At 62.2% G+C, this 21784-nt stretch carries 18 protein-coding genes; 11 read left to right on the forward strand and 7 right to left on the reverse strand.

Translation table 11 applies throughout. From position 1 onward, the window contains the following. The first annotated feature begins 130 nt into the window (after positions 1–130). On the forward strand, positions 131–556 hold the full coding sequence (locus tag IGS61_RS25265) for a hypothetical protein (protein WP_230542107.1): 426 nt from the start codon (positions 131–133) through the stop codon (positions 554–556). Between the two features lies 1 nt (position 557). Here IGS61_RS25265 and IGS61_RS25270 read toward each other — a convergent pair whose 3' ends face one another. Together IGS61_RS25270 and IGS61_RS25275 are read right to left on the reverse strand one after the other, a co-directional pair. Continuing rightward, positions 558–2201: a methyl-accepting chemotaxis protein gene (locus IGS61_RS25270; RefSeq protein WP_230542108.1), complete on the reverse strand. Its 1644-nt coding sequence runs from the start codon at positions 2199–2201 to the stop codon at positions 558–560. Beyond that, complete coding sequence (locus tag IGS61_RS25275) at positions 2119–2469, reverse strand: hypothetical protein (RefSeq protein ID WP_230542109.1); 351 nt, start codon at positions 2467–2469, stop codon at positions 2119–2121. The genes IGS61_RS25270 and IGS61_RS25275 overlap by 83 nt, the downstream gene beginning before the upstream one ends. Positions 2470–2513: 44 nt before the next feature. Here IGS61_RS25275 and IGS61_RS25280 point away from each other — a divergent pair, with 44 nt between their 5' ends. Then, positions 2514–2879: a hypothetical protein gene (locus IGS61_RS25280; protein WP_046683244.1), complete on the forward strand. Its 366-nt coding sequence runs from the start codon at positions 2514–2516 to the stop codon at positions 2877–2879. A 35-nt stretch (positions 2880–2914) separates the two neighbouring features. Here IGS61_RS25280 and IGS61_RS25285 read toward each other — a convergent pair whose 3' ends face one another. Beyond that, positions 2915–3343, reverse strand: coding sequence for a hypothetical protein (locus tag IGS61_RS25285; RefSeq protein ID WP_230542110.1), 429 nt, complete (start codon positions 3341–3343; stop codon positions 2915–2917). Positions 3344–3536: 193 nt separating this feature from the next. Here IGS61_RS25285 and IGS61_RS25290 point away from each other — a divergent pair, with 193 nt between their 5' ends. Beyond that, the gene (locus IGS61_RS25290) at positions 3537–4349 is read left to right on the forward strand and encodes an AraC family transcriptional regulator (protein WP_442908105.1); all 813 of its coding nucleotides are present in this window, start codon (positions 3537–3539) and stop codon (positions 4347–4349) included. 45 nt (positions 4350–4394) lie between these two features. Here IGS61_RS25290 and folE read toward each other — a convergent pair whose 3' ends face one another. Together folE and nudC are read right to left on the reverse strand one after the other, a co-directional pair. After that, positions 4395–4961 (reverse strand): GTP cyclohydrolase I FolE, encoded by a 567-nt coding sequence (gene folE, locus IGS61_RS25295; RefSeq protein ID WP_034754386.1) that lies wholly within the window; start codon positions 4959–4961, stop codon positions 4395–4397. 81 nt (positions 4962–5042) lie between these two features. Next, positions 5043–5873 (reverse strand): NAD(+) diphosphatase, encoded by an 831-nt coding sequence (gene nudC / locus IGS61_RS25300; protein WP_230542143.1) that lies wholly within the window; start codon positions 5871–5873, stop codon positions 5043–5045. Between the two features lie 292 nt (positions 5874–6165). Here nudC and IGS61_RS25305 point away from each other — a divergent pair, with 292 nt between their 5' ends. The 5 genes from IGS61_RS25305 to IGS61_RS25325 all read left to right on the forward strand — a co-directional run bounded on the left by IGS61_RS25305 (position 6166) and on the right by IGS61_RS25325 (position 14656). Further along, complete coding sequence (locus tag IGS61_RS25305; protein ID WP_230542112.1) at positions 6166–8499, forward strand: catecholate siderophore receptor Fiu; 2334 nt, start codon at positions 6166–6168, stop codon at positions 8497–8499. A gap of 374 nt (positions 8500–8873) precedes the next feature. Next, positions 8874–10187 carry a dicarboxylate/amino acid:cation symporter gene (locus IGS61_RS25310; RefSeq protein WP_230542113.1) on the forward strand — a complete coding sequence of 438 codons (1314 nt, stop codon included), beginning with the start codon at positions 8874–8876 and terminating at the stop codon, positions 10185–10187. Between the two features lie 108 nt (positions 10188–10295). Continuing rightward, positions 10296–11288, forward strand: coding sequence for a porin (locus IGS61_RS25315; RefSeq protein ID WP_230542114.1), 993 nt, complete (start codon positions 10296–10298; stop codon positions 11286–11288). A 121-nt stretch (positions 11289–11409) separates the two neighbouring features. Then, positions 11410–13320, forward strand: a complete 1911-nt coding sequence (locus IGS61_RS25320; protein ID WP_230542115.1) for a sensor histidine kinase — start codon at positions 11410–11412, stop codon at positions 13318–13320. Then, the gene (locus IGS61_RS25325; protein ID WP_230542116.1) at positions 13313–14656 is read left to right on the forward strand and encodes a sigma-54-dependent transcriptional regulator; all 1344 of its coding nucleotides are present in this window, start codon (positions 13313–13315) and stop codon (positions 14654–14656) included. The genes IGS61_RS25320 and IGS61_RS25325 overlap by 8 nt, the downstream gene beginning before the upstream one ends. On the opposite strand, the gene IGS61_RS25330 is transcribed toward IGS61_RS25325, so the two are convergent. After that, positions 14649–15395: a metallophosphoesterase family protein gene (locus IGS61_RS25330; RefSeq protein WP_230542117.1), complete on the reverse strand. Its 747-nt coding sequence runs from the start codon at positions 15393–15395 to the stop codon at positions 14649–14651. The genes IGS61_RS25325 and IGS61_RS25330 overlap by 8 nt on opposite strands. Positions 15396–15632: 237 nt before the next feature. On the opposite strand from IGS61_RS25330, the gene IGS61_RS25335 reads away from it, so the two are divergent. Next, positions 15633–16481: an OprO/OprP family phosphate-selective porin gene (locus IGS61_RS25335; protein WP_230542118.1), complete on the forward strand. Its 849-nt coding sequence runs from the start codon at positions 15633–15635 to the stop codon at positions 16479–16481. Here IGS61_RS25335 and IGS61_RS25340 read toward each other — a convergent pair. After that, positions 16478–16990 carry a GNAT family N-acetyltransferase gene (locus IGS61_RS25340; protein ID WP_230542119.1) on the reverse strand — a complete coding sequence of 171 codons (513 nt, stop codon included), beginning with the start codon at positions 16988–16990 and terminating at the stop codon, positions 16478–16480. The genes IGS61_RS25335 and IGS61_RS25340 overlap by 4 nt on opposite strands. A gap of 259 nt (positions 16991–17249) precedes the next feature. On the opposite strand from IGS61_RS25340, the gene IGS61_RS25345 reads away from it, so the two are divergent. Both IGS61_RS25345 and IGS61_RS25350 read left to right on the forward strand, forming a co-directional pair. Next, positions 17250–18137 carry an ABC transporter ATP-binding protein gene (locus tag IGS61_RS25345; protein ID WP_230542120.1) on the forward strand — a complete coding sequence of 296 codons (888 nt, stop codon included), beginning with the start codon at positions 17250–17252 and terminating at the stop codon, positions 18135–18137. Between the two features lie 9 nt (positions 18138–18146). Next, positions 18147–21728: a M1 family aminopeptidase gene (locus IGS61_RS25350; RefSeq protein WP_230542121.1), complete on the forward strand. Its 3582-nt coding sequence runs from the start codon at positions 18147–18149 to the stop codon at positions 21726–21728. Positions 21729–21784: the final 56 nt, after the last annotated feature.

A 21784-nucleotide genomic window follows, 5' to 3' on the forward strand; every position in this document is an offset into this window, starting at 1 on the left:
TGCATGGATATAATGCCACGTAAGCGAAAAACAAGACGGCGCGTGCCCCGCTTGCCACGCAAGCAAGCACCCACTCTCGCCGCAAGAATCGAATTCCGCCATTCCCGAGAACCATCAAAGAAAGCAGACCATGCGCAAACTCCTGATCGTCACGCTGTCCGTCCTGCTGTCAGGCTGTGTCCAGGACTTCGCCATCTATATGTTCGATGGCCAGGACCATTCCCTGACCGTGCGCCGCCAGCAACGTTATTTTTGGCAAGATACGGTGGAAGTGCAGCTGATGGCGACCAATTTGCCGCAATGCCAGCGCCTGCATACGCTGTCGACGGATGCGCCGGCCGACATCACCGTCGAGCTGTTCGCGGCCGGCGATGGCATATGGAATATCCGCATGGGCAAGCAGCTGTGGCAGGCGGAAACGAATACCTGCAATGAGCTGACGGAAATGGAAAACGACCCGAAAGCCGACCTGGGCCAGCCGATCGGGCAATTCGTGGTCGTCGATGACAAGCTGGAATTCGAGCCGGCGCCGCCAGCGGCGGCGCCAGCCCGGTAAATCAGCGCGCCGCCAGGCTGCGCAGCGGCTTTTTCGCCACGGCGCGTGGCGCGGCCGAGCTTGCCGCCAGGCGCGGCGCCGCCCCCGGTTCCTGCGCCGACAGTTTGAAGCGCGAGACCAGCTGCGCCAGCACGGCCGCCTGGTCCTGCATGCTCGACGCCGCTGCCGCCGCCTCTTCCACCAAGGCCGCATTTTGCTGCGTCACGCTGTCCATCTCCGTGATCGCCTGGTTGACGTGGCCGATGCCCGTGCTTTGCTCGTGCGAGGCGGCCGTGATGTCGGCCATGATGTCGGTCACGCGCGACACGCTGGCCACCACCTGATCCATGGTCGTGCCCGCCTGTGCGACAAGGGTACTGCCGGCCGCGATGCTGTCGACGGAGGCGCCGATCAGTTCCTTGATTTCCTTCGCCGCGCCGGCGGACCGTTGCGCCAGATTGCGCACTTCGGACGCCACGACGGCAAAGCCGCGTCCCTGCTCGCCCGCGCGCGCCGCTTCCACGGCGGCGTTCAATGCCAGGATATTCGTCTGGAAGGCGATGCCGTCGATGACGCCGATGATGTCGACGATCTTGCGCGACGAAGCGTTGATGGTGTCCATGGTGCCGATCACTTGCGCCACCACGGCGCCGCCCTGGCGCGCCACGGCGGAAGCGGATTGCGCCAGTTCATTTGCCTGCACGGCATTGCCCGCGTTTTGCGTCACGGTCGAGGTCAATTCTTCCATCGATGCGGCCGTTTCTTCCAGCGAACTGGCTTGCATTTCCGTGCGCGCCGACAAGTCCATATTGCCGCTGGCAATCTCGCTCGACGCCGTGGCGATCGTCTCGGCGCTATGGCGGATTTCGCTGATCGCGTCGACCAGGTTGGTCTGCATGGTCTTCATCGCGTACAGCACGCTGTGACGGTCGTTGGCATGCGTGCGCACGGCGCCGCTCAGATCGTTATTCGCGATCTGAGCAGCCACGTCGGCCGCATATTCGGGATCGCCGCCCAGCGCATGGCGCAAGCTGCGGTTGATCGCCACGACGACGGCGGCCAGCAAGCCGCACACCAGCAGCAGCACGCCCAGCGAAGTGATCAGCGACTGGCGGAAAGCCGCGTCGATATCGTCCATGTACACGCCCACCACGATGGTCCAGCTCCACGGCTTGTAAGCGACCACGCGGCTCATCTTCGGTTCGGCGTTCTTCTGGCCGGGACGGGGGAAATAATAATGCACGAAACCCTTGCCCGCATCGCTCTTGCCGACGGCAACGATGTCGCGGTACAGATAGGTGCCGTTGGCATCCTTGAAATCCGACATGTTCTTGCCATTGGTTTGCGGCGCGGCAGGATTCATCACGACGACGGCATCGAGGTTGATGATGGACAAATAGCCGGTCTCGCCGAAGCGCATGCTCTTGATGACGGCGGTCGCCTGCTTTTGCGCTTCTTCCTGCGTCAGGGCGCCGCTGGCGGCCAGCTCGCCGAACATCTTGACGGCGCCCAGGCCCAGGTCGGCGGCATTGCTCAGGTCGGCGCTACGCTCTTCGATGCGGATCTTGCGAATTTCCAGGGCGTTATAGACAAAAATAACGGTGATGCACAACAGGCTGCAAATCAGGGGAATCCATAACTTCTGCTGGAACGTCAATTTCTTCATGCTGTGTCTCCAACTCTCTATTGTGCGGCGATGGGGCGTGTCCCGCTTCCAGCGCGGCAGGCCAGGAATGCGGCGGCGACGGTGCTCTGGCGGCACCGTTCAGACGACACCAGCATACGCTCGAACGACCGATATTTACAATGCTGGAAAGCAATGAATTTTGCCCGGTGTTGTTAATGCGTTGCGACAATTGATGAGAATTGATGCTGCATTGCAGTAAAAAAGCACGCAGATAGGCGGTGGCAAGGCAGGCGGGGGTGGCGGGCATGTGTCAAAATGCACGCCGGATAGAATGAATCACGAAAGAACAGCATGACCAAGAATGAAGCCATGAAACGCATCAACGACCGCCTGGGCAAACCCACGCTGACGGACAAGAACACGCACTTTGCCAGCGTCGCCAGCTATGGCACGGACGAAGGCTGGTGGCTGAAGATCCCCTTCCTGACCTTCAAGCAGGAATTGCACTTCATCCTCAACAATGAAAAGACAAAAAGCTTCCAGCACCTGAAAATCGGCGCCAACCAGATCCTCAGCCCGGGCATGAAGTTCCGCAGCACGGGCGGCGCGGCCGACGCCTTCATGTCGGCCTCGGCACCGAAACGCCTGGTCGACCTGCTCGACGGCGGCAGCAAGTACAACTTCACCAAGCACTTCATTAACGACTATCGCTACTAGTCCCACCTGACCCAACCTGCTGCGCGTCGGTTTGGTCAGGCGTCGTGACGCCTTGTCGGATCATTGTGGGGCGGCAGCCACACCTTGATCAAATGCCGGGCGATGTCGAGCGCGTCGTCGCGGCTGGTGCCGAAATGCAGGGGGTAGCCCCAGAACTGGCCGAACATGACGGCGAAGGCCTTACCGGCCAGGCGCTTGGCGGCGCTCGGTTCGACCAGCACCATGCCCTGGATATACGCGCGCAGGGCAGCCTTGTGCCGTTTCATCCACAGCACGGCACGCTTGCGCGCCTCCTGCGGATGGTCATGCCCATCCTCGTCCAGGCCTTCTTCGCTGAGGATGACGAACGCCTGCTGGCGCGCCAGCAAGTCCTCGAACTGGGCGAACAAGGCATCGTCGGGGCTGCTGGCGGCGTTGTCGCGGCGCATCCAGACGAGGGGGAAATCGGTGATATCGAGTTGCATGGGAGACTCCTTCAAGGGGGTTGCCGTTCCTCCTGGCCTTCATCAGAACACGGGCGGCGGCGGTTGCCGTTGAAGCGGGGCTGCGGATAAGCATACGATACCGATGACGGCGCCCGGCGTCATTGCATACAATAGCCACAATATTATTCAATCCAGCCAAAATCGTCCCATGCCCCATCCCCTCTTGCCCAGCATGCTGACGGCCCACCTGGGTCTGGACGATGACGCCTCCATCCTCGATTTCGACGTCGATGGCGTGCTGCGTCCCTTGCTGGCCGTGGGCCTGGCCAGCGTGCGCGAGGATGCGGAACAGGCGCCGCACCAGCACCGCAAGGGGCAGCTGCTGTACGCCACGCGGGGCGTGATTCATTGCGAGGTGGAAAGCGGCGTGTGGATCGTGCCGCCCCATTGCGCCGTGTGGATACCGGGCGGCCTGATGCATGCAGCCCAGGGCGTGGGCGAGGCCGAGTGCTATTGCCTGTTTGTCGAGCCGGCCATGGCGCCGGCCTTGCCCGCCGTCTGCTGCACCGTGGCCGTCTCGCCGCTGCTGCGCGAACTGATCGCCAAGGCGGCCGGTTTTCCCACCCTGGCTGCGCTGCATGGCGCGCAGGAACGCCTGGTGGCCACCCTGCTCGATGAATTGGCGGCCGCGCCCGTGGAAGACTTGCATCTGCCGATGCCGCGCGATGCACGGCTGCGCCGCCTGGCCGCCCTGCTGCTGGCGCAGCCCGCCGATAAAAGCACCCTGGCCGAATGGGCCAGCCGCATCGGCATGAGCGAGCGCAGCATGACCCGGCTGTCATTGGAGGAAATGGGCATGAGCGTGGGCCGCTGGCGCCGGCAATTGCACGTCATCCTGGCCTTGCAACGGCTGGCGCAAGGCCACAGCGTGAAAGCGGTGGCGCTGGAACTCGGTTATGAAAACACCAGCGGTTTTGTCACCATGTTCCGCAAGGCGGTGGGCAAGCCGCCGGCGCGCTACCTTGCGGAACGGGAAGCCCATTAAAAAAGGCGGCATATGCCGCCTTCATCCCGCATCGTCGCCGAAAAATCAGCTTTCGCGCGCCAAGGCCAGAAATTCCGTGCGCAGCGCCAGGTTCGGCTGCATCTCGCCCAGCATGGCCGAAGTGATGGTTTCTTCGCCCGGCGTGCGGATGCCGCGGCTTTCCATGCACAGGTGGCGGCAGCGCACGACCACGCCCACCGACTTCGGTTCCAGCACTTCCATCAGCGCGTTGGCGATCTGCATCGTCATGCGTTCCTGCACTTGCAGGCGCTTGGAGAAGCAATCGACGAGGCGCGTCAGTTTCGACAGGCCGACGATCTTGCCGTTGGGCACGTAACCGATGGTGGCCTTGCCGAAGAACGGCGCCAGGTGGTGTTCGCAATGGCTGTAGACGGGGATGCCGCGCACGACGATCAGCTCGTTGTACTGTTCCGCGCCATCTTCAAAGGCTTTCAGCAAGTCCACCGGATCCTGGCCATAGCCCGACGTCCAGTGCTTCCACGCCTTGGCCACGCGCGCCGGCGTTTCCAGCAAGCCAGGACGCTGCGGATCTTCGCCAAAGCTGCTGATCAGCCGGCGCCAGTCGTTTTCGGAGAATTCTTCTTGAGACATGCTAAACCACCCTAAAATTTTCAATTGCCGCCAGTATATAGAAAATGCGGCAAGCTGCCTGAGCAGCCCCTGCTTTTCCCGCTACGCCGGCGGACGGTGCGCGCCGACCAGCAACGCGGAGATCGACACGCTCGAACTCGCCTCCGGCCACGCATCGCCGGGGCCGAACCAGCGCGCCTCGGCGATCTCGTTCTCGTCGAGGCGAATTTCGCCATCGAGGTAGTCGGCCGTAAATGCGATCATCAGCGAATGGGGAAACGGCCAGGACTGGCTCATGAAGTATTGCAGGTTGTGCACGCGCAAGCCCACCTCTTCCATCACTTCGCGGTGCACGGCTTCCTCGATCGATTCGCCCGCTTCCAGGAAACCGGCCAGCGGGCTGAAACGCTGCGATGGCGAGTTTTTATGCATGGCCAGCAGCACCTGCTCGCCCTTGCGTATCAGCACCATCATGGCCGGCGAAATGCGCGGATACGCGAGCATGCCGCAGGCGGCGCAGGTAAAGCAGCGTTCGCCGCACGTGCGCTGCATGGGCGTGGCGCACACGCCGCAATGGCGGTGCGTGCGCGCCCACTCGGCCAGCTGTACGGCGCGGCTGGCCAGGCCCAGAAAGTCATCGTCGACGGCGTTGAACAGCGAGCGCATGCCGTGCCAGGCCAGGCCTGCACCCGGTGGCAACTCTTCGTCGGCCCAGACGGTCTGGCAATAGCGGCCTTGCCACAGCCCCACGGGCTGGGCGCGGCTCAGGTCGATATCGAGCGCGGCGGCCTCGGCGGCAGTGGGCAGGGTCAGCCCGGGCGTACGCAACAGCAGGCGCCCGCGGTGAAAGACGAATGTGAGCGTCTGCTCGGCGGCCGGGGCCGGTTCGGGAGGATCGATCAGGGGGACAAAGGCAGCGGGTGTGTGCAGCATGCTTGGAGGAAATTTGTAAAGGTTGCTCATCATACTCCCGCCGCCGGACGCCTGCGCGCATAGCAGCGGGCGGAGCGCAAAGCAAGCATTCATGGGCCGTGACAGTGTTTTTTTTGCGATACGCCTAATTCGTTGTGTAAACGAGACTGATAACGATTCTCATTTACGGATTACTGCCCAATAATTACAATACGGCCTTCCGTCTCCATCGCCAGCCACTTGCCCGCGTGCCAACGCACAGCGGGGCAGAGCCAGCCAGGAACCACTACCCTGACCTTATCGAGAGAGCAAGATGGCAATCAAGAGCCGCAAACACGCCCCAACCCGTTTCAACCAGCACATCGGCGCCGCCCTGGCCGTGATGCTGCTGCCCGTCGCCGCCCAGGCGGCCGACCCGGCCGGCCAAAGCGCCCCGGCATCGCAGCAAACCCTGAACGAAATCAAGGTCGTGGGCTCGAAGGAAAATGATTTCAAGGCCGAAAAAGCCTCGTCGCCGAAGTACACGGAAGAACTGGTCAATACGCCGCAAACCATCGTCGTGATCAAGAAGGAATTGATCGAACAGCAAGGTGCGCTGACCCTGACGGACGCGCTGCGCAACACGCCTGGCGTCGGTACCTTCTTCCTCGGGGAAAACGGCAACACGAACACGGGCGACGCCGTCTACATGCGCGGTTTCGATTCGTCGGGCAGCATCTATGTCGATGGCGTGCGCGACGTGGGTTCCATCTCGCGCGACGTCTTCAACATCGAACAGATCGACGTATTGAAGGGCCCGGCGGGCACGGACAGCGGCCGCGGCTCGCCCACCGGTTCGATCAACCTGGTCAGCAAGACGGCCACCATGGAAAACAAATTCAATTCCCTGCTGACGGCCGGCAGCGGCAAGCAGAAACGCGCCACGGCCGACTGGAACCGCATCCTCGACAGCGATACCGGCACGGCAATGCGCCTGAACCTGATGACGCAGGACAGCGGCAACCCGGCGCGCGATGAAGTCAAGAACAAGCGCTGGGCCTTCGCGCCCACCGTCACCTTCGGCCTCGGCAAACCGACGCGCATCACGGCCAGCTACCTGCACGTGGACCAGAACAACGTGCCCGACGGCGGCGTGCCGACCATCGGCTTGCCAGGCTACTCGACGCCGGACGTCGCCACGAAGGACCAACCAATCATCCGCAGCTTCCTGAACGGCGCCGCCAGGGTCGATCCGAAGAATTTCTACGGCTCCACCTCGGACTACGACAAGGTCAAGGCCGACATGGGCACCTTGCGCATCGACCATGATTTCTCGCCCAACGTGCAGATCCAGAACACCACGCGCTACGGCAAGACCCAGCAGGATTACCTGCTGACGGCCTTCATGGGCAGCATGGGCAACCTGAAGACACCGGTCCCCACCGATCCGTCGACCTGGACCCTGGCGCGCTCGCTGCGCACCGTCAAGGATCAGGAAAACACGATCCTGACCAACCAGACCGTCGTCAGCGCGCAATTCGACACGGGCGTGCTGAAGCACTCCGTGGTGGCCGGCGCCGAGTTCACCAGCGAAAAACAGACCAACTACAGCTATGTGCCAGCCAGCCTGGGCACCTTGCCGGCAGCGAACCTGTACCACCCGAATCCACGCGACACCGTCACCGGCCACAACCCCGTGCGCAGCGGCGCCTTCAGCGAACGCGAAGTCAACACGCAAAGCCTGTATGTGTTCGACACCGTCAAGTTTGGCGACAAGTGGATCTTCAACGGCGGCGTGCGCTTCGACCATTTCAACACCACCAATGACGCCGTCACCCTGCAAGGGGCCGTGACTGCGCCCGCGGTACAGCCATTGCCAGTGGGCACACCGATTCCGACTCACCTGACCCTGAGCGACACCCTGGCCAACGGCAAGATCTCGGCCATGTACAAGCCGACGCCGGACAGCAGCGTATATGCCTTGCTGGCCACCTCAAAGGCGCCGCCGGGCACTAACAGTGACCTCAGCACCGCCGCCAGCAGCGCGCAAAACCCGAAGTATGACCCACAGGAAACCATCACCAAGGAAATCGGCACCAAGTGGGACTTCCTGAAGCAAAAACTGTCGCTGTCGGCCGCCGTCTACCAGACCACCGTCAAGAATGAAGTGGAGCAAGATCCGGTGATCTCGACCATTTATTATCAGACCGGCAAGAAGCGCGTGCAAGGCCTGGAACTGGGCGTGGTGGGCGAGATCATGCCGAACTGGCTGGTCAGCGCCGGCTATACGCGCATGAATACCAAGGTCGAGTCGAACAAGGTCTTCACGGCCAGCGGCGAGAAGATCCTCACCTACACGCCAAAACAGGCGTTCACCAGCTGGACTTCGTACACCCTGCCGTTCGGCCTGAAGATCGGCGGCGGCGCGCGTTACGTGGGTGAAATGCTGCGCGGCACCGATGGCGCCGTCGGCACGCCGGCCCGCGTGGATGCCTACTGGGTCTTCGACGCCATGGCAACCTATACCGTCAACAAGAACCTCGACTTGCAGTTAAACGCCTACAACCTGGCCGACAAGACCTATGTGGCGGCCATCAACAAATCCGGCTTCCGCTACACCCCGGGCCAGCCTCGTTCGTTCAGCCTGACGGCGAATATCAAGTTCTAAACACGCATTGCGCCACATCAAGCCCCTCTTCGGAGGGGCTTTTTTATTGTCCTGATAATCTTGCCTTTTTGGCGTACCGCCACCCTGCCGTGACTAGCGTATGAAAAGTCATACAGCGATGGCCTGCCGCGTCCAATATTTCGCGCAAGCGTGCAAAGTTGCGACATCTAAGCAACAAAAAAGCTTCCTCAAATCAACAACTTAAGAAGTTAGGTCCCAAATTCCCATTTCAGGCATATCCTTTGCTATGTACAGGTTTTGCTGCAAATAATCGCTGGCACGCAAGGGCTTGTTTTTGAGAAATATTGACTCCAAGCTTGAGTTGCTCGCAATCAATAATCCGCTCACAGCGGCGTTTCACCGGAGGAGTCATAATGAAAAAGAAACGGCCATTAACCCTGTACATCCTGATTGCCATGATCCTCGGCATTGCCGTCGGTTATGGATGCCATTCCGCTTTCCCCGATGCGGACATGAGCAAGCAAATCGCTGGCAATATTTCCATCGTCACCGACGTCTTCTTGCGCCTGATCAAGATGATCATTGCGCTGCTGGTGTTCTCCACCCTGACGGTCGGCATCGCCCACATGGGCGACGGCAAGACGGCCGGCCGCATCGGCCTGAAAGCCATGTGCTGGTTCGTCGTCGCCTCGCTGGTCTCGCTGGCGCTGGGTATGGTGCTGTCGAACCTGATGCAGCTGGGTACCAACCTCGGCTTGCCATTGCCGGACGTACACGCTTCAACGAATCTGAAAACGGCCGCCTTCACCTTGAAAGATTTCTTCACGCACCTGGTGCCGAAGTCGCCGATCGAGGCCATGGCCAACAATGAAATCCTGCAAGTGCTGGTGTTCTCGATCTTCTTCGGCGGCGCACTGGCCGGCCTGGGCGAATCGGGCAAGACCCTGACGGCCGTCGTCGACCAGCTGGCGCAAGTCATGCTGCGCATCACCGGCACCATCATGAACCTGGCCCCGCTGGCCGTGTTCGCCGCGATGGCCTCCGTCATCACCACCCACGGCCTGGGCGTGCTGGTCACGTTTGCCAAGTTCATGGGCGGCTTCTACGTGGGCCTGCTGTGCCTGTGGGCCCTGCTGATCGGCGCCGGCTTCGTCGTCATCGGCCCGCGCATCTTCAAACTCGTCGGCCTGATCCGCGAACCTTTCCTGCTGGCATTTTCGACGGCCAGCTCGGAAGCGGCGTATCCAAAACTGCTGACGGCGCTCGACCAGTTCGGCGTGGACCGCAAGATTTCCAGCTTTGTGTTGCCAATGGGCTACTCCTTCAATCTCGACGGCTCGATGATGTACTGCACCTTTGCCGTGCTGTTCATCGCGCAAGCCTATGGCATCGACCTGTCGATCGGCACGCAGATCACCATGCTGCTGCTGCTGATGCTGACCTCGAAAGGCATGGCCGGCGTGCCGCGCGCCTCGCTGGTGGTGATTGCCGCTACCCTGAACCAGTTCAATATTCCGGAAGCGGGCTTGCTGCTGCTGATGGGCGTCGACCAATTCCTCGACATGGGCCGTTCGGCCACCAACGCGGTCGGCAATGCCGTCGCCACGGCCGTCGTCGCCAAGTGGGAAGGTGGCCTGGCCACCGAGGAAGAAGCAGCCGCGGCCAATGCGGCCAACCAGAACACGGAAAGCCATTGGGGCGAAGCGGATCACGCTAGCAAAGCCTGATAGCGCCATGGCCCGCCACAAGCGGGCCATTTATTTGTTGTCGATGTTGAGTAACAAGCAGTCAGGTAGTGCGATCAGTAGTCATTCCAACTTATTAGAGAGATTTTCATGAAAAAAGTCCTGTTTACCCTGCTGACCCTCGGCGCAGCCTCCACCGGCGCCATGGCCCAATCGAGCGTCACCATGTACGGCGTGGCTGACGCCGGACTGGTGTTCGACAAGGATGCGGCTGGAGACCGCCTGAACCGCGTCGCTTCCGGCGTGGCCTCGGGCTCGCGCATCGGCTTCAAGGGCAAGGAAGACCTCGGTGGTGGCCTGGCCGCCATTTTCGTGCTGGAAAGCGGTTTCAATATCGATACCGGCACCTCGGGCCAGGGAGGCCGGCTGTTCGGCCGCCAGTCGTACGTCGGCCTGACCGGCAGCGCCGGCGCCGTCACCCTGGGCCGCCAATACACGCCGTATTACCTGGCCCTGCGCGATGTGGCAGATCCGTTCGTCATCGGCCTGGCCGGCACGGCGTCGAACATCATGACGCCGAATTACCGCATCGATAATATGGTGCAATACAGCACGCCGACCTGGAGCAAGCTGTCGGCCGACCTGGCGTATGGCTTTGGCGAAGTGGCCGGCGACAATGCGAAAAACCGCAGCATGGGCGGTGCCGTGCATTACATCGACGGCCCGCTGAACGTGACCCTGACGCATCACCGCCAGGAAAATCCGCTGGCGACCCAGCAAAGCCGCAACACCCTGCTGGCCACGCGCTACGACTTCGGCGTGCTGCAAGGCAACTTCGGCTACGCCGACAACCGCGCCATGAACGACAGCAAGAGCAACGACATCCTGGTCGGCTTCAGCGCCCCGTTCGGCGCCACCAAGCTGGTCGCGTCGTACATCCGCCACAACGACAAGAGCAACGCCAACCGTGACGCCCAACAGTGGGCCATCGGCGCCTTCTATGCCCTGTCCAAGCGCAGCGACCTGTACACCGGTTACGGCCACATCAGCAACAAGAACGGCGCGACCTACAAGGTCGGCAATGCCACCGACGACGGCACCGGCACCAGCGGCTTTAACCTGGGCATGCGCCACACGTTCTAAGGACGTTGAACTGTCCGTGACATAAAAGCGTGAGCCGCCGGATGCATATCCGGCGGCTTTTTCTTTTTACGCAATATTTAAATGCGATACTGTGGGTTCTTGCAAGTTGGCAGCTGATTTTATGAATAGCAGTACTACCAAACCCTCCCTTTCCTGGCGCCAGCGCCTGTCGCAGCGGTCGGGCCGCGAAACGCTGGCCTGGGGCGTGGTGCTGGCCGCCTGCCTGGCCACCGTCTGGCTCGTGTATTTCTGGACCGAACGCATCGCCATCGGCAAGCTGCAGGCCAGCGGCGCGCAGCGCCTCGAAGTGTATGTGAGTAGCCTGGAAAATGCGCTGGAGAAATATGACTTCCTGCCCAAGACGCTGGAGCTGAACCGCGACGTCATCCGTTTGCTGCAGCACCCGGAAGACCCGGTGCTGGTCGACACCGTCAACCATTACCTGGAGCAGATGAACGCCCAGGCGAAATCGTCGACCATTTTCATCAGCAACCTCGACGGCAACACGCGGGCCGCCAGCAACTGGCAGGGACCGGACAGCTTTATTGGCGACAATATCTCGTTCCGCCCCTACGCCCAGGATGCGCTGCGCGGCACGCCGGGGCGTTTTTATGGCGTCGGCACGACGCGGCTCGAGCCCGGCTATTTCTTTGCCCACGGCATCTACCAGAATGGCCACATGCTGGGCCTGGCAACGGTCAAGGTGAACCTGGAAACCCTGGAAAAACGCTGGGTGCAGGGCGCCGACAAGGTGATGCTGGCCGATGAGCACGGCGTGATCTTCCTCAGTTCCATGGCGGACTGGAAGTACAAGACCCTGGCGCCCCTGTCGCCCGCCATCGTCGAAGAACTCAACCGCACGCGCCAGTACTATTCGAAGCAGCTGGAAGCCATCCCTTTCGTCTCCGACCGCCAACTGGGCAATGGCGCCCGCGTGATCAGCGTGCGCGAGCAGGAACACGCCGACACGCCGCCGAAGATCAGCTCCAGCGTGATGACGCAGATCAAGCTCAAGTCGCCGCAAGGCTGGACTTTCATTTACCTGTCCGACCTGGCGCAGGCGAAGGCCAGCGCGCGCGCGGCGGCCGCCTTCTCCTGCGTGCTGCTGGGCTTTTTCATGCTGCTGTTCTTTTACCTGCGCCAGCGCCGCGCGGCCGTGGCGCAAAAGCTGCGCGCCCGCGAAGACCTGCAGCATGCCTACGACAACCTGGAAGCCATGGTCGAGGAACGCACCTCGGAACTCAATGCCATGACGCAAAGCCTGAGCCAGGAAATCGAGGTGCGCAGCAAGGCCGAGCAAAAGCTGCACATCACGCAAAATGAACTGTTTCAAGCCGGCAAGATGGCCGTGCTGGGACAGATGTCGGCCAGCATCACGCATGAACTCAACCAGCCGTTGACGGCGCTGCGCACCATGTCCGACAATGCCGTCATCCTGCTGGAACGGGGACGGCTCGACGATGCGCGGCGCAACCTGGCGAAGATCTCGCAAATTGCGGCCCGGATGGGAACCATTACGGGCCAATTGAAGATCTTTGCGCGCAAATCGACGACCAGCCTGACTTCCGTCTCGATCCCCACGGCGATCAGCAACGCCCTGTTCCTCGTCGAGCGCCGCCTGCAGGTGGAAAATGTGCGTTTTACTTTGCAACTGCCGCCCGACGACATCTTCGCCATGTGCGAAAGCAACCGCCTGGAGCAGGTGCTGGTGAACCTGTACGCGAATGCGCTCGATGCCATGAACGGCAGCGACGTGCGCAGCCTGCGCGTGGCCGTCGAATGCACGCCGGAGCACGTGCTGATCCACGTGGCCGATACGGGCCCCGGCCTGTCGACGGAAGTGTATGAACACCTGTTCGAGCCGTTCTTCACGACCAAACCGCAAGGACTGGGCCTGGGCCTGGGCCTGGCCATCTCCGAACAGATCACGCGCCAGTTCGGCGGCGTGCTGCGCGCCGAAAACGCCCCCGGCGGCGGCGCCGTCTTCACCATCGAACTACAGATTGCAACGCAGGAGGAAAAACATGTTTGACGGCTTGAAGGTCTTGCTGGTCGAGGACGACCCCACCGTACGCGAGGGCAGCGAGCAGGCATTGCAACTGGCCGGCCTGGACGTGCTGGCGTTTCACTCGGCCGAACTGGCCTATAAACTGCTGACGCCGGACTTTCCCGGCATCATCGTCAGCGACGTGCGCCTGCCCGGCATGAGCGGCCTGGAGCTGCTGCAAGCCGTCAAGACGCTGGACCCGCACCTGCCCGTGATCCTCGTCACGGGCCATGGCGACATCACGATGGCCGTGCACGCCATGCGCACGGGCGCCTACGATTTCATCGAAAAGCCGTATTCGTCCGACCAGCTGGTCGACGTCATCCTGCGCGCGCTGGAAACGCGCAGACTCATGCTGGAAGTGCACAGCCTGCGCCGCCAGCTCGAGGACGGCGGCGGCATCGAGGCACGCCTACTGGGCAATTCCGTGGCGATGCGCGACATACGGCGCCTGATACTCGACGTAGCCGACGAACCGGCCGACGTGCTGATCTATGGCGACACGGGCACGGGCAAGGAAATGGTGGCCCGCTGCCTGCACGACTTCAGCCACCGCCGCAAGCATAACTTTGTCGCCGTCAACTGCGGCGCGATTCCCGAAAGCATCTTCGAAAGCGAAGTCTTCGGCCATGAACCGGGCGCATTCACGGGCGCGGCCAAGCGGCAGGTGGGCAAGATCGAACATGCGGACCACGGCACTTTCTTCCTCGATGAAATCGAATCGCTGCCCCTGTCGCTGCAAGTCAAATTGCTGCGCGTGCTGCAGGAACGCTATATCGAGCGCCTGGGCTCGAACGTGCCCACCCCCGTCGACGTGCGCGTCATCGCGGCGGCCAAGCTGGACCTGGAAGACTTGTCGCAGCAGCAGAAATTCCGCAGCGACCTGTACTACCGCCTGAACCTGATCGTGCTGCATCTGCCGCCGTTGCGCGAACGGCGCGAAGACATTCCCATCCTGTTCGAACACTTCGTGCTGGCCGCCGCCACCCGCTACAACCGCGCCGCGCCCGTGGTCTCCAGCGCGCAGATGCGCAACCTGATGGCCCATTCCTGGCCCGGCAATGTGCGCGAATTGCGCAATATCGCCGACCGCTTCGTGCTCGGTATCGCCGGCGGCGCCTCGAGCCTGCTGGCGGCCGGACTGGCCAGCCCGCTGTCGCTGGCGGAGCAAGTGAACGGCTTCGAACGCGCCCTGATCGAACAGGAACTGCGCACATATTCGGGTAACGTCAGCGAAGTGAGCACGGTGCTCGGTTTGCCGAAGCAAACCCTGTATCACAAGATGCAGAAGTACAACCTCGTCGCCGAAGAGTTCAGGTAAGCACGCCGACCCGGCCCGTGCGCAAGGGCGCGACCCAGTCGGGCCGCCCGTTGGCCAGCGCCAGCCGGGCCGCCGTTTCCCAGTCGTATGCGACGGCGTGAAAGTGCGCCGTCCAGGCGCCGTCCGCGCCCTGTTCCGCGATGGCATAGCGCGCATGCGGCGTGCCGTTTTCCATCACGTGCGGATAGCCGTGGTCATCGTCGTACGCCTGCAAGCCCACGCTGCCCGGATTGACGATCAGCCGGCCATCGGCCAGGCGCACCTGGCGCGGCATGTGCGTGTGGCCGCACAGGATCAGGGCCGCGTCCGCCGGCCCGGCCCGTTCTGCCACTTCAGCCGGCGTGGCGGCGCGGCTGCCTTGCGGCGTGACGCTATCGAGAAAATACACGAGGTCGCTTGTCGGCGTGCCATGCACGAGCAGCACGTCCTTGCGCAAGCGCAAGGTGGCGGGCAACGCGGCTATCCAGTCCAGTTGCTCCGGTAGCAGTTGCGCGCGCGCAAAAGCGTCCGACACGCCCATGCGGGCCGGGTCGCCGAACAATTGGCGCTCGTGGTTGCCGCGGATCGTGGGCAGGTCCAGCGCCATCAGGCGCGCCGCCGTGGCGCGCGGTTGCAGATGGCCCGAAACGATATCGCCCAGGTTGACGGTCACGTCCACGTTACGCCGGGCGATGTCGGCCAGCACGGCGTCCAGCGCATCCAGGTTGCCGTGGATATCGGAAATGGCGGCGATTCTCATGCGGTGTTTCCTCCTCGTGCGCACCATTTTGCACGCGTGTCCCGTTGCAGGCAATGGCGGCACATCCGCCTGCCTACCGGCTGTTACATACGGTAGGACAAATCCGACGGTAAGTTGCGCCGTGCGGCTACGTAATCCAAAAGTAACAATTGCTACCATTTCCTCATTGCATTGCCGCATGACACCAGCCACCCCGACGTCGCGGCCGTTTTCACTTATATTTTGAGGAGTAGTCCCATGTTTGCCACGCCCGTCCCCGCCCGCCTGTCGCCCCCCCGTTTGCGCCATCTTGCCTTGCGCAGCGCCATGATGCTGGGCGTACTGGGCATTGCGACGGCCGCCGCCGCGGCGCGGGCGGAACCGTCGCCCACCCTGGACCGCGTCAGCATTTCGCTGGGCGCCTTTTCCGCCGATCCGCGCATCAATATCGGCGCCGACACTGAATTTGGCCGTATCGACGCGCCCGAATCGAAGCCAAGCCACACCACCATCCCGCGCGTGAAAGCGGACTTGCTGATCGGCGACCGCCACGGCCTGGCATTCGACTACTACCGCTACGACAAATCCTACACGCCAAGCCTGACGGGCGACACCATCATCAATGGCCAGCCCGTCACGGGCACGGCGACGGCGAATGCCGATCTGAAGCTGGACCTGGCCAAGCTGGCCTACAAATGGTGGCTGGGCAGCGGCAACGACACCTTCGGCATCGGCCTGGGCGCCGCCTACTACCATGCCAACCTGAACGGCACGGCCACGGGCGTCGTCAATGGCGAGACGGCCACGGCACGCGATTCCATCAGCGAGCACGCGTTCGCGCCGCTGCTGGAGGTGGGCTGGCGCCACGCCTTCACGCCGGACTTGCGCATGTATGCGGAAGCGTCGGGCATCAAGAAAAATGGCGGGCGCATCAACGGCCACATCTACGGCGGCAATATCGGCGTGGAATGGTTTCCATTCAAGAATATCGGTTTCGTGGCCGACTACGGCATCTCGAAAATCAAGCTGCACCGCGACAGCGAACGCGATGCCGACCTGAACATCCGCCTGACGGGACCGTCGGCGTATGTGAAAGTGCGCTTTTAAGCGAGCGCCGCCGGTTTCAGCAAATAGAGCTGAAACTGCGGCAATTCCGGATCGTCATACGCCTCGACCCTGGCAAACGGCAGGCGCGCAAACGCCTGCCGCCAGAACGCATTCGCCTGCGCATCGGCGCGGAACGTCGCCACCAGCCACGTCTGCTCGCCATCGAGCAGCACGCGCCGCACCACTTCCAGCGCCAGCCCCCGGCGCCGGTATTTCTGCAAGATGAACAAGTCGCTGAACTCCCGGACCGGCAGCGCGCCCGCCATGCCGGGTTCCGTGACGAAGAAGCCCGCCAGCGCGCCATCGACCTCGATCCAGACGGCCGTATGTCCGGGCGCATGCACATACTCGGCCAGTCCGGCATCGCACACATCGTAGCGGCCGTCGGCCAGCACGTCTTCGCCGCTCCAGGCCGTATTCTCGTAGCAGTACAGCTGGAACAGCCGCGCCAGCGCCCCTGCTTCCCCCGGCGCAACGGCGCGCAATGTCATGTTCTGTGTTTCCGGCATGGTCCCGTCTTTCCGCCGCCTGGCGTCGCTGAAACTGGCGAGTGTAGCACCACGTCGTTCATCCTCCCCTCCCGCATTTCAGCCCCGCATTTCCACCCCTGGTCGCAAAAACATTAATTTTCTTCCAATTGGCTATATATTATTGTTTTTGAGTAACATCCGCCATCGCGGTTGTCACAAAACAAGGGTGATCCCCTGACACAGACCGGCAGACAGGAATCTGCCGGCTTTCATACCCAAGCTCTGGAGAGTGCTGCACATGCTATCGATCAAACAGCTGAACAAAACGTATGCCAATGGCGTCAAGGCCATCAACAATGTCAGCCTGGAGATTCCCAACGGAATGTTCGGCTTGCTGGGTCCGAATGGCGCAGGCAAGTCCTCACTCATGCGTACCATTGCCACCTTGCAAGATCCCGATAGCGGCAGCATCCATTTCGATGGCGTCGACGTGCTGCAGGACAAGGCCGGCCTGCGCCGCCAGCTCGGCTATCTGCCGCAGGATTTCGGCGTGTATCCGAAGGTCAGCGCGGAAACCCTGCTCAACCACTTTGCCGTCTTGAAAGGCTTGACGGAGAAGGGCCCGCGCAAGGAAGCCGTGGAAGCCTTGCTGCAGCAAACCAATCTGTGGGAAGCGCGCAAGCGCAACCTGGGCACGTATTCGGGCGGCATGCGCCAGCGCTTCGGCATCGCCCAGGCGCTGCTGGGCGCGCCGCGCCTGGTGATCGTCGATGAACCGACGGCCGGCCTGGATCCGGACGAGCGCAACCGCTTCCTGAACCTGCTGGCGAAGATCGGCGAGCAGGTGGTGGTGATCCTGTCGACCCACATCGTCGACGACGTGACGGACCTGTGCCCGCGCATGGCCATGATCGTCAAGGGGCAAGTGCTGGTGCAGGGCGAACCGCAGGCGGCCATCGACACCCTGCTCGGCAAGGTCTGGCGCCGCAGCGTCAGCATGGACGAGCTGGCGCAGTACCAGCAGTCGCACAATGTGCTGTCGACGCGCCTGGTGGGCGGCAAGCCGCAGATCAATGTGTTTGCCGACAGCCAGCCCGACAGCGGTTTCGTGCAGATCGCGCCGGACCTGGAAGACGTGTACTTCCTGCATGTGCGCAACGCCGCCCGCAGCGGCGTCGCCGCGTAAGGGGCCGCCATGTGGAAGGAATTTTTCAAGTTTGACCTCGGCTACCAGCTGAAACAGCCGCTGCTGTGGGTATTTGCCGCCATCCTGGCCCTGATGGCCTTTGGCGCCAGCAGCAGCGATTCGATCCAGATCGGCGGCGCCATCGGCAACATCAACCGCAATGCGCCCACCGTGGTGGCGCAGCTGCTGACGATGTTCAGCCTGCTGTCGATGTTGCTTATCACCATCTTCATCGCGGGCGCCGTGCTGCGCGACAGCGAAGTGGGCATGGCCGACATGCTGTTCGCCACGCCCATGCGCAAGTGGGACTACCTGTTCGGCCGCTTCGCCGCCGGCTTCGTCGCCTGCCTGGTGATCTTTGCCGCCATTGCCCTGGCGCTCATGCTCGGTCCCCTCATGCCCTGGGTCGACCCGCAGCGCGTCGGCGCGTTCTCGCTGCATGCGTATGCGTGGAGCTTCGGCGTGATGGTGATCCCCAACCTGCTCTTCATCGGCGCCCTGCTGATGCTGCTGGCGGCCACCACGCGCTCGATGCTGCTCGTCTACGTGGGCGTACTGGGCTTTTTCGTGCTGTGGGGCATGGCTGGCGCCTTGACGCGCGATATCAACAACGAATGGGTCGCCGTTCTGCTCGACCCCTTCGGCATGCGCGCCCTGGGCCGCATGACGCGCTACTTCACGTCCGCCGAAGCGAACGCGGGCCTGCCGCCCCTGTCCGGCTTCCTGCTGGCCAACCGCCTGCTGTGGCTGGGCATTGCGGCCCTGCTGTTCGCCGCCACCGTGGTCCTGTTCAAGCCGCAGCGCACGGGCACGGGAAAACGCCTGTTCGGCAAGCACAAGGCCGAGGCAGCCGCACCGGCCGTGACGGCGCCGCTGCACCTGCCGCGCACCCTTCCCACCTTTACCCCGGCGACGGCCTGGCGCCAATGGTGGCAAATCCTGCGCTTCGACGCCGCCGGCGTCTTCAAGAGCGTGCCCTTCCTCGTCATGCTGCTGTTCGGCGTCATCAACCTGCTCGCCAGCTCCAGCATGGCCAAGAACATGTATGGCACGGCCGTGTATCCGATGACCCATTTGATGCTGCAAAGTATCAACAACAGCTTCAGCTTCATGCTGATCATCATCGTCACCTTTTATGCGGGTGAGCTGATCTTCAAGGAGCGCCAGGTGAGGATCGCCGACGTCAGCGACGCCATGCCCGTGCCCGGCTGGGTGCCCCTGCTGGCCAAGTGCACGGCCCTGATCGGCGTCATCGCCGGCTACCTGCTGGTGGGCGTCCTCGCGGCCATCGGTTTTCAGCTCTACAAGGGCGGCGCGCCCGTGGAACTGGGGCTGTACCTGAAAGGCAGCTTGCTCGGTTCCCTCTTCTTCGTGCTGATGGGCTTGTGCGCGCTCACCCTGCAAGTGTTGTCCAACAACAAGTTCATCGGCTACCTGCTGGTGATCCTGCTGATGGTGGCGCAAATGGTGCTGGGCATGCTGCACCTGGAACACAATCTGTATGCCTTCGGCGGCACGCCAGCCATCAAGTATTCGGACATGAATGGCTATGGCCACTTCCTGACAGGCTGGGCCTGGTTTGCCGTGTACTGGAGCCTGTTTACCGTGGCGCTCGTCATGCTGGCCCGCGCGTTCTGGGTGCGCGGCCTGGCCGCCGGCTGGCGTGCGCGCCTGCGCCTGGCCCGCCAGCGCCTGCAAGGCCGCGCCGGCGCCGCGCTGGCCGTGGTGCTGCTGTGCTGGGTGGGCACGGGCGGCTGGATCTTCTACAACACGAATGTGCTGAACCAATACGAGACGGCGGACATCGGCATGGACAAGCAAGCCCGCTACGAGAAATTGTACAAACAATACAAGGACTTGCCGCAGCTAAAGATCACCGACATCCAGGCCGATGTGGATATTTATCCTGAGCAACGTAAAGTCTTGATCAAGGGCCACTACGTGCTGCAAAACAAGACCACGCAAGCACTCGACACCCTGCGCATCCAGCTTAACCCGGACCTGGAAACACGGTGGTTGAACTTGCCGGCGCACAAGATCGTGCTCGATGACAAGGAGCTCGGCTTCAGCATCCTCAAGCTGGCCCAGCCACTGGCGCCGGGCGCCACCCTGCCGCTGGACTTCACGGTGGCCGTCACGCATGAGGGCTTCACCAACAGCGGCGCGCCGGACCAGGTCAACCTGAACGGCAGCTTCTTCAACAACCAGAGCTTCTTCCCCCACTTCGGCTATGCGCAGCACATGGAGTTGACGGACCGCAATGAGCGCCGCAAGCGTGGCCTGGGCGAACCGCAGCGCATGGCCAAGCTGGAAGACAGCTCCGCGTATGGCAATACGGTGCTGGGCGGCGATGCCGATTGGATCCATTTCGACACCACCGTCTCCACCAGCGGCGAGCAGACCGCCCTGGCGCCCGGCTACCTGCAGGCCAGCTGGGAAAAGGATGGCCGCCGCTATTACCGCTACAAGATGGACCAGCCGATGATGCCGTTCTTTGCCTACCTGTCGGCGCGCTGGGACGTCAAAAAGGGCGACTGGCACGGCGTGCCGATCGAGATTTATGTCGACAAGAAGCACGGCTACAACACGGATCGCATGATTACCTCCGTGCAAAAGTCGCTCGACTATTACACCACCCGCTTCACGCCCTACCAGCACAAGCAGGTGCGCATCCTGGAATTCCCCGGCTACCAGAGCTTTGCGCAGTCGTTTGCCAACACGATCCCGTATTCGGAAGACATCGGTTTCATCGCCGACCTGCGCGACAAGGATGACATCGACTATGTGTTTTACGTCACGGCGCATGAAATGGCGCACCAGTGGTGGGGCCACCAGGTGATCGGCGCGAATGTGCAGGGCGCCACCATGCTGATGGAATCGCTGTCGCAGTACTCGGCCCTGATGGTGATGGAAAAGGAATACGGCCGCGAGAAAATGCGCCGCTTCCTGCGCTATGAGCTTGACCGCTACCTGAGCGGACGCGGCGGCGAGGCCATCGAGGAATTGCCGCTGGCGCGCGTGGAAGGACAGCAATACATCCACTACAACAAGGGCAGCCTGGTGTTCTACCGCCTGCGCGACGAGATCGGAGAGGAAGCGCTGAACCGTGCTCTGAAACGCTATCTGCAGGACAAGGGCTACCAGCAGGCGCCGTTCACCACCACCCTGGAACTGCTGGCCTACATCCGCGCCGAAGCGCCGCAGGACAAGCAGGCGCTGATCACCGACCTGTTCGAGAAGATCGTCTTCTACGACAACCGCGTGACGCAAGCGTCGGCCGTGCAGCGCAAGGATGGCCAGTGGGATGTCACCATGCAGCTGCACCTGGCCAAGCTCGAATCCGACGGCAAGGGCAAGGAAAGCCCGCGCGCCTATGACGAGCCGGTGGAAATCGCCATCTTCGCGCGCCCCGCGGGCGGCAAGGAAAAGGATGAACGAGTCCTGTACACCGCCAGGCGCATGCTGTCGGGCAGCGACCCGGTGCTCACCATCACGGTGAAGGACAAACCGTTCGAAGTGGGCGTCGATCCGTATAACAAAATGATCGACCGGGTCTCGCGCGATAACCGCAAGGAAGTGAGCATCAATTAATCCTTGATGCAACGCAAACAGGCCACGCTGTCACCGACAGCGTGGCCTGTTTTTTT

Source organism: Janthinobacterium sp. FW305-129 (assembly GCF_020858115.1).
Lineage (GTDB): Bacteria > Pseudomonadota > Gammaproteobacteria > Burkholderiales > Burkholderiaceae_D > Janthinobacterium.

What these genes read in the sequence shown, in the direction of transcription:
- IGS61_RS25265 (WP_230542107.1), top strand. Translation starts at nt 131, where the DNA reads ATGCGCAAACTCCTGATCGTCACGCTGTCCGTCCTGCTGTCAGGCTGT.
- IGS61_RS25270 (WP_230542108.1), bottom strand. Translation starts at nt 2,201, where the DNA reads ATGAAGAAATTGACGTTCCAGCAGAAGTTATGGATTCCCCTGATTTGC.
- IGS61_RS25275 (WP_230542109.1), bottom strand. Translation starts at nt 2,469, where the DNA reads ATGCCCGCCACCCCCGCCTGCCTTGCCACCGCCTATCTGCGTGCTTTT.
- IGS61_RS25280 (WP_046683244.1), top strand. Translation starts at nt 2,514, where the DNA reads ATGACCAAGAATGAAGCCATGAAACGCATCAACGACCGCCTGGGCAAA.
- IGS61_RS25285 (WP_230542110.1), bottom strand. Translation starts at nt 3,343, where the DNA reads ATGCAACTCGATATCACCGATTTCCCCCTCGTCTGGATGCGCCGCGAC.
- IGS61_RS25290 (WP_442908105.1), top strand. Translation starts at nt 3,537, where the DNA reads ATGCTGACGGCCCACCTGGGTCTGGACGATGACGCCTCCATCCTCGAT.
- folE (WP_034754386.1), bottom strand. Translation starts at nt 4,961, where the DNA reads ATGTCTCAAGAAGAATTCTCCGAAAACGACTGGCGCCGGCTGATCAGC.
- nudC (WP_230542143.1), bottom strand. Translation starts at nt 5,873, where the DNA reads ATGCTGCACACACCCGCTGCCTTTGTCCCCCTGATCGATCCTCCCGAA.
- IGS61_RS25305 (WP_230542112.1), top strand. Translation starts at nt 6,166, where the DNA reads ATGGCAATCAAGAGCCGCAAACACGCCCCAACCCGTTTCAACCAGCAC.
- IGS61_RS25310 (WP_230542113.1), top strand. Translation starts at nt 8,874, where the DNA reads ATGAAAAAGAAACGGCCATTAACCCTGTACATCCTGATTGCCATGATC.
- IGS61_RS25315 (WP_230542114.1), top strand. Translation starts at nt 10,296, where the DNA reads ATGAAAAAAGTCCTGTTTACCCTGCTGACCCTCGGCGCAGCCTCCACC.
- IGS61_RS25320 (WP_230542115.1), top strand. Translation starts at nt 11,410, where the DNA reads ATGAATAGCAGTACTACCAAACCCTCCCTTTCCTGGCGCCAGCGCCTG.
- IGS61_RS25325 (WP_230542116.1), top strand. Translation starts at nt 13,313, where the DNA reads ATGTTTGACGGCTTGAAGGTCTTGCTGGTCGAGGACGACCCCACCGTA.
- IGS61_RS25330 (WP_230542117.1), bottom strand. Translation starts at nt 15,395, where the DNA reads ATGAGAATCGCCGCCATTTCCGATATCCACGGCAACCTGGATGCGCTG.
- IGS61_RS25335 (WP_230542118.1), top strand. Translation starts at nt 15,633, where the DNA reads ATGTTTGCCACGCCCGTCCCCGCCCGCCTGTCGCCCCCCCGTTTGCGC.
- IGS61_RS25340 (WP_230542119.1), bottom strand. Translation starts at nt 16,990, where the DNA reads ATGCCGGAAACACAGAACATGACATTGCGCGCCGTTGCGCCGGGGGAA.
- IGS61_RS25345 (WP_230542120.1), top strand. Translation starts at nt 17,250, where the DNA reads ATGCTATCGATCAAACAGCTGAACAAAACGTATGCCAATGGCGTCAAG.
- IGS61_RS25350 (WP_230542121.1), top strand. Translation starts at nt 18,147, where the DNA reads ATGTGGAAGGAATTTTTCAAGTTTGACCTCGGCTACCAGCTGAAACAG.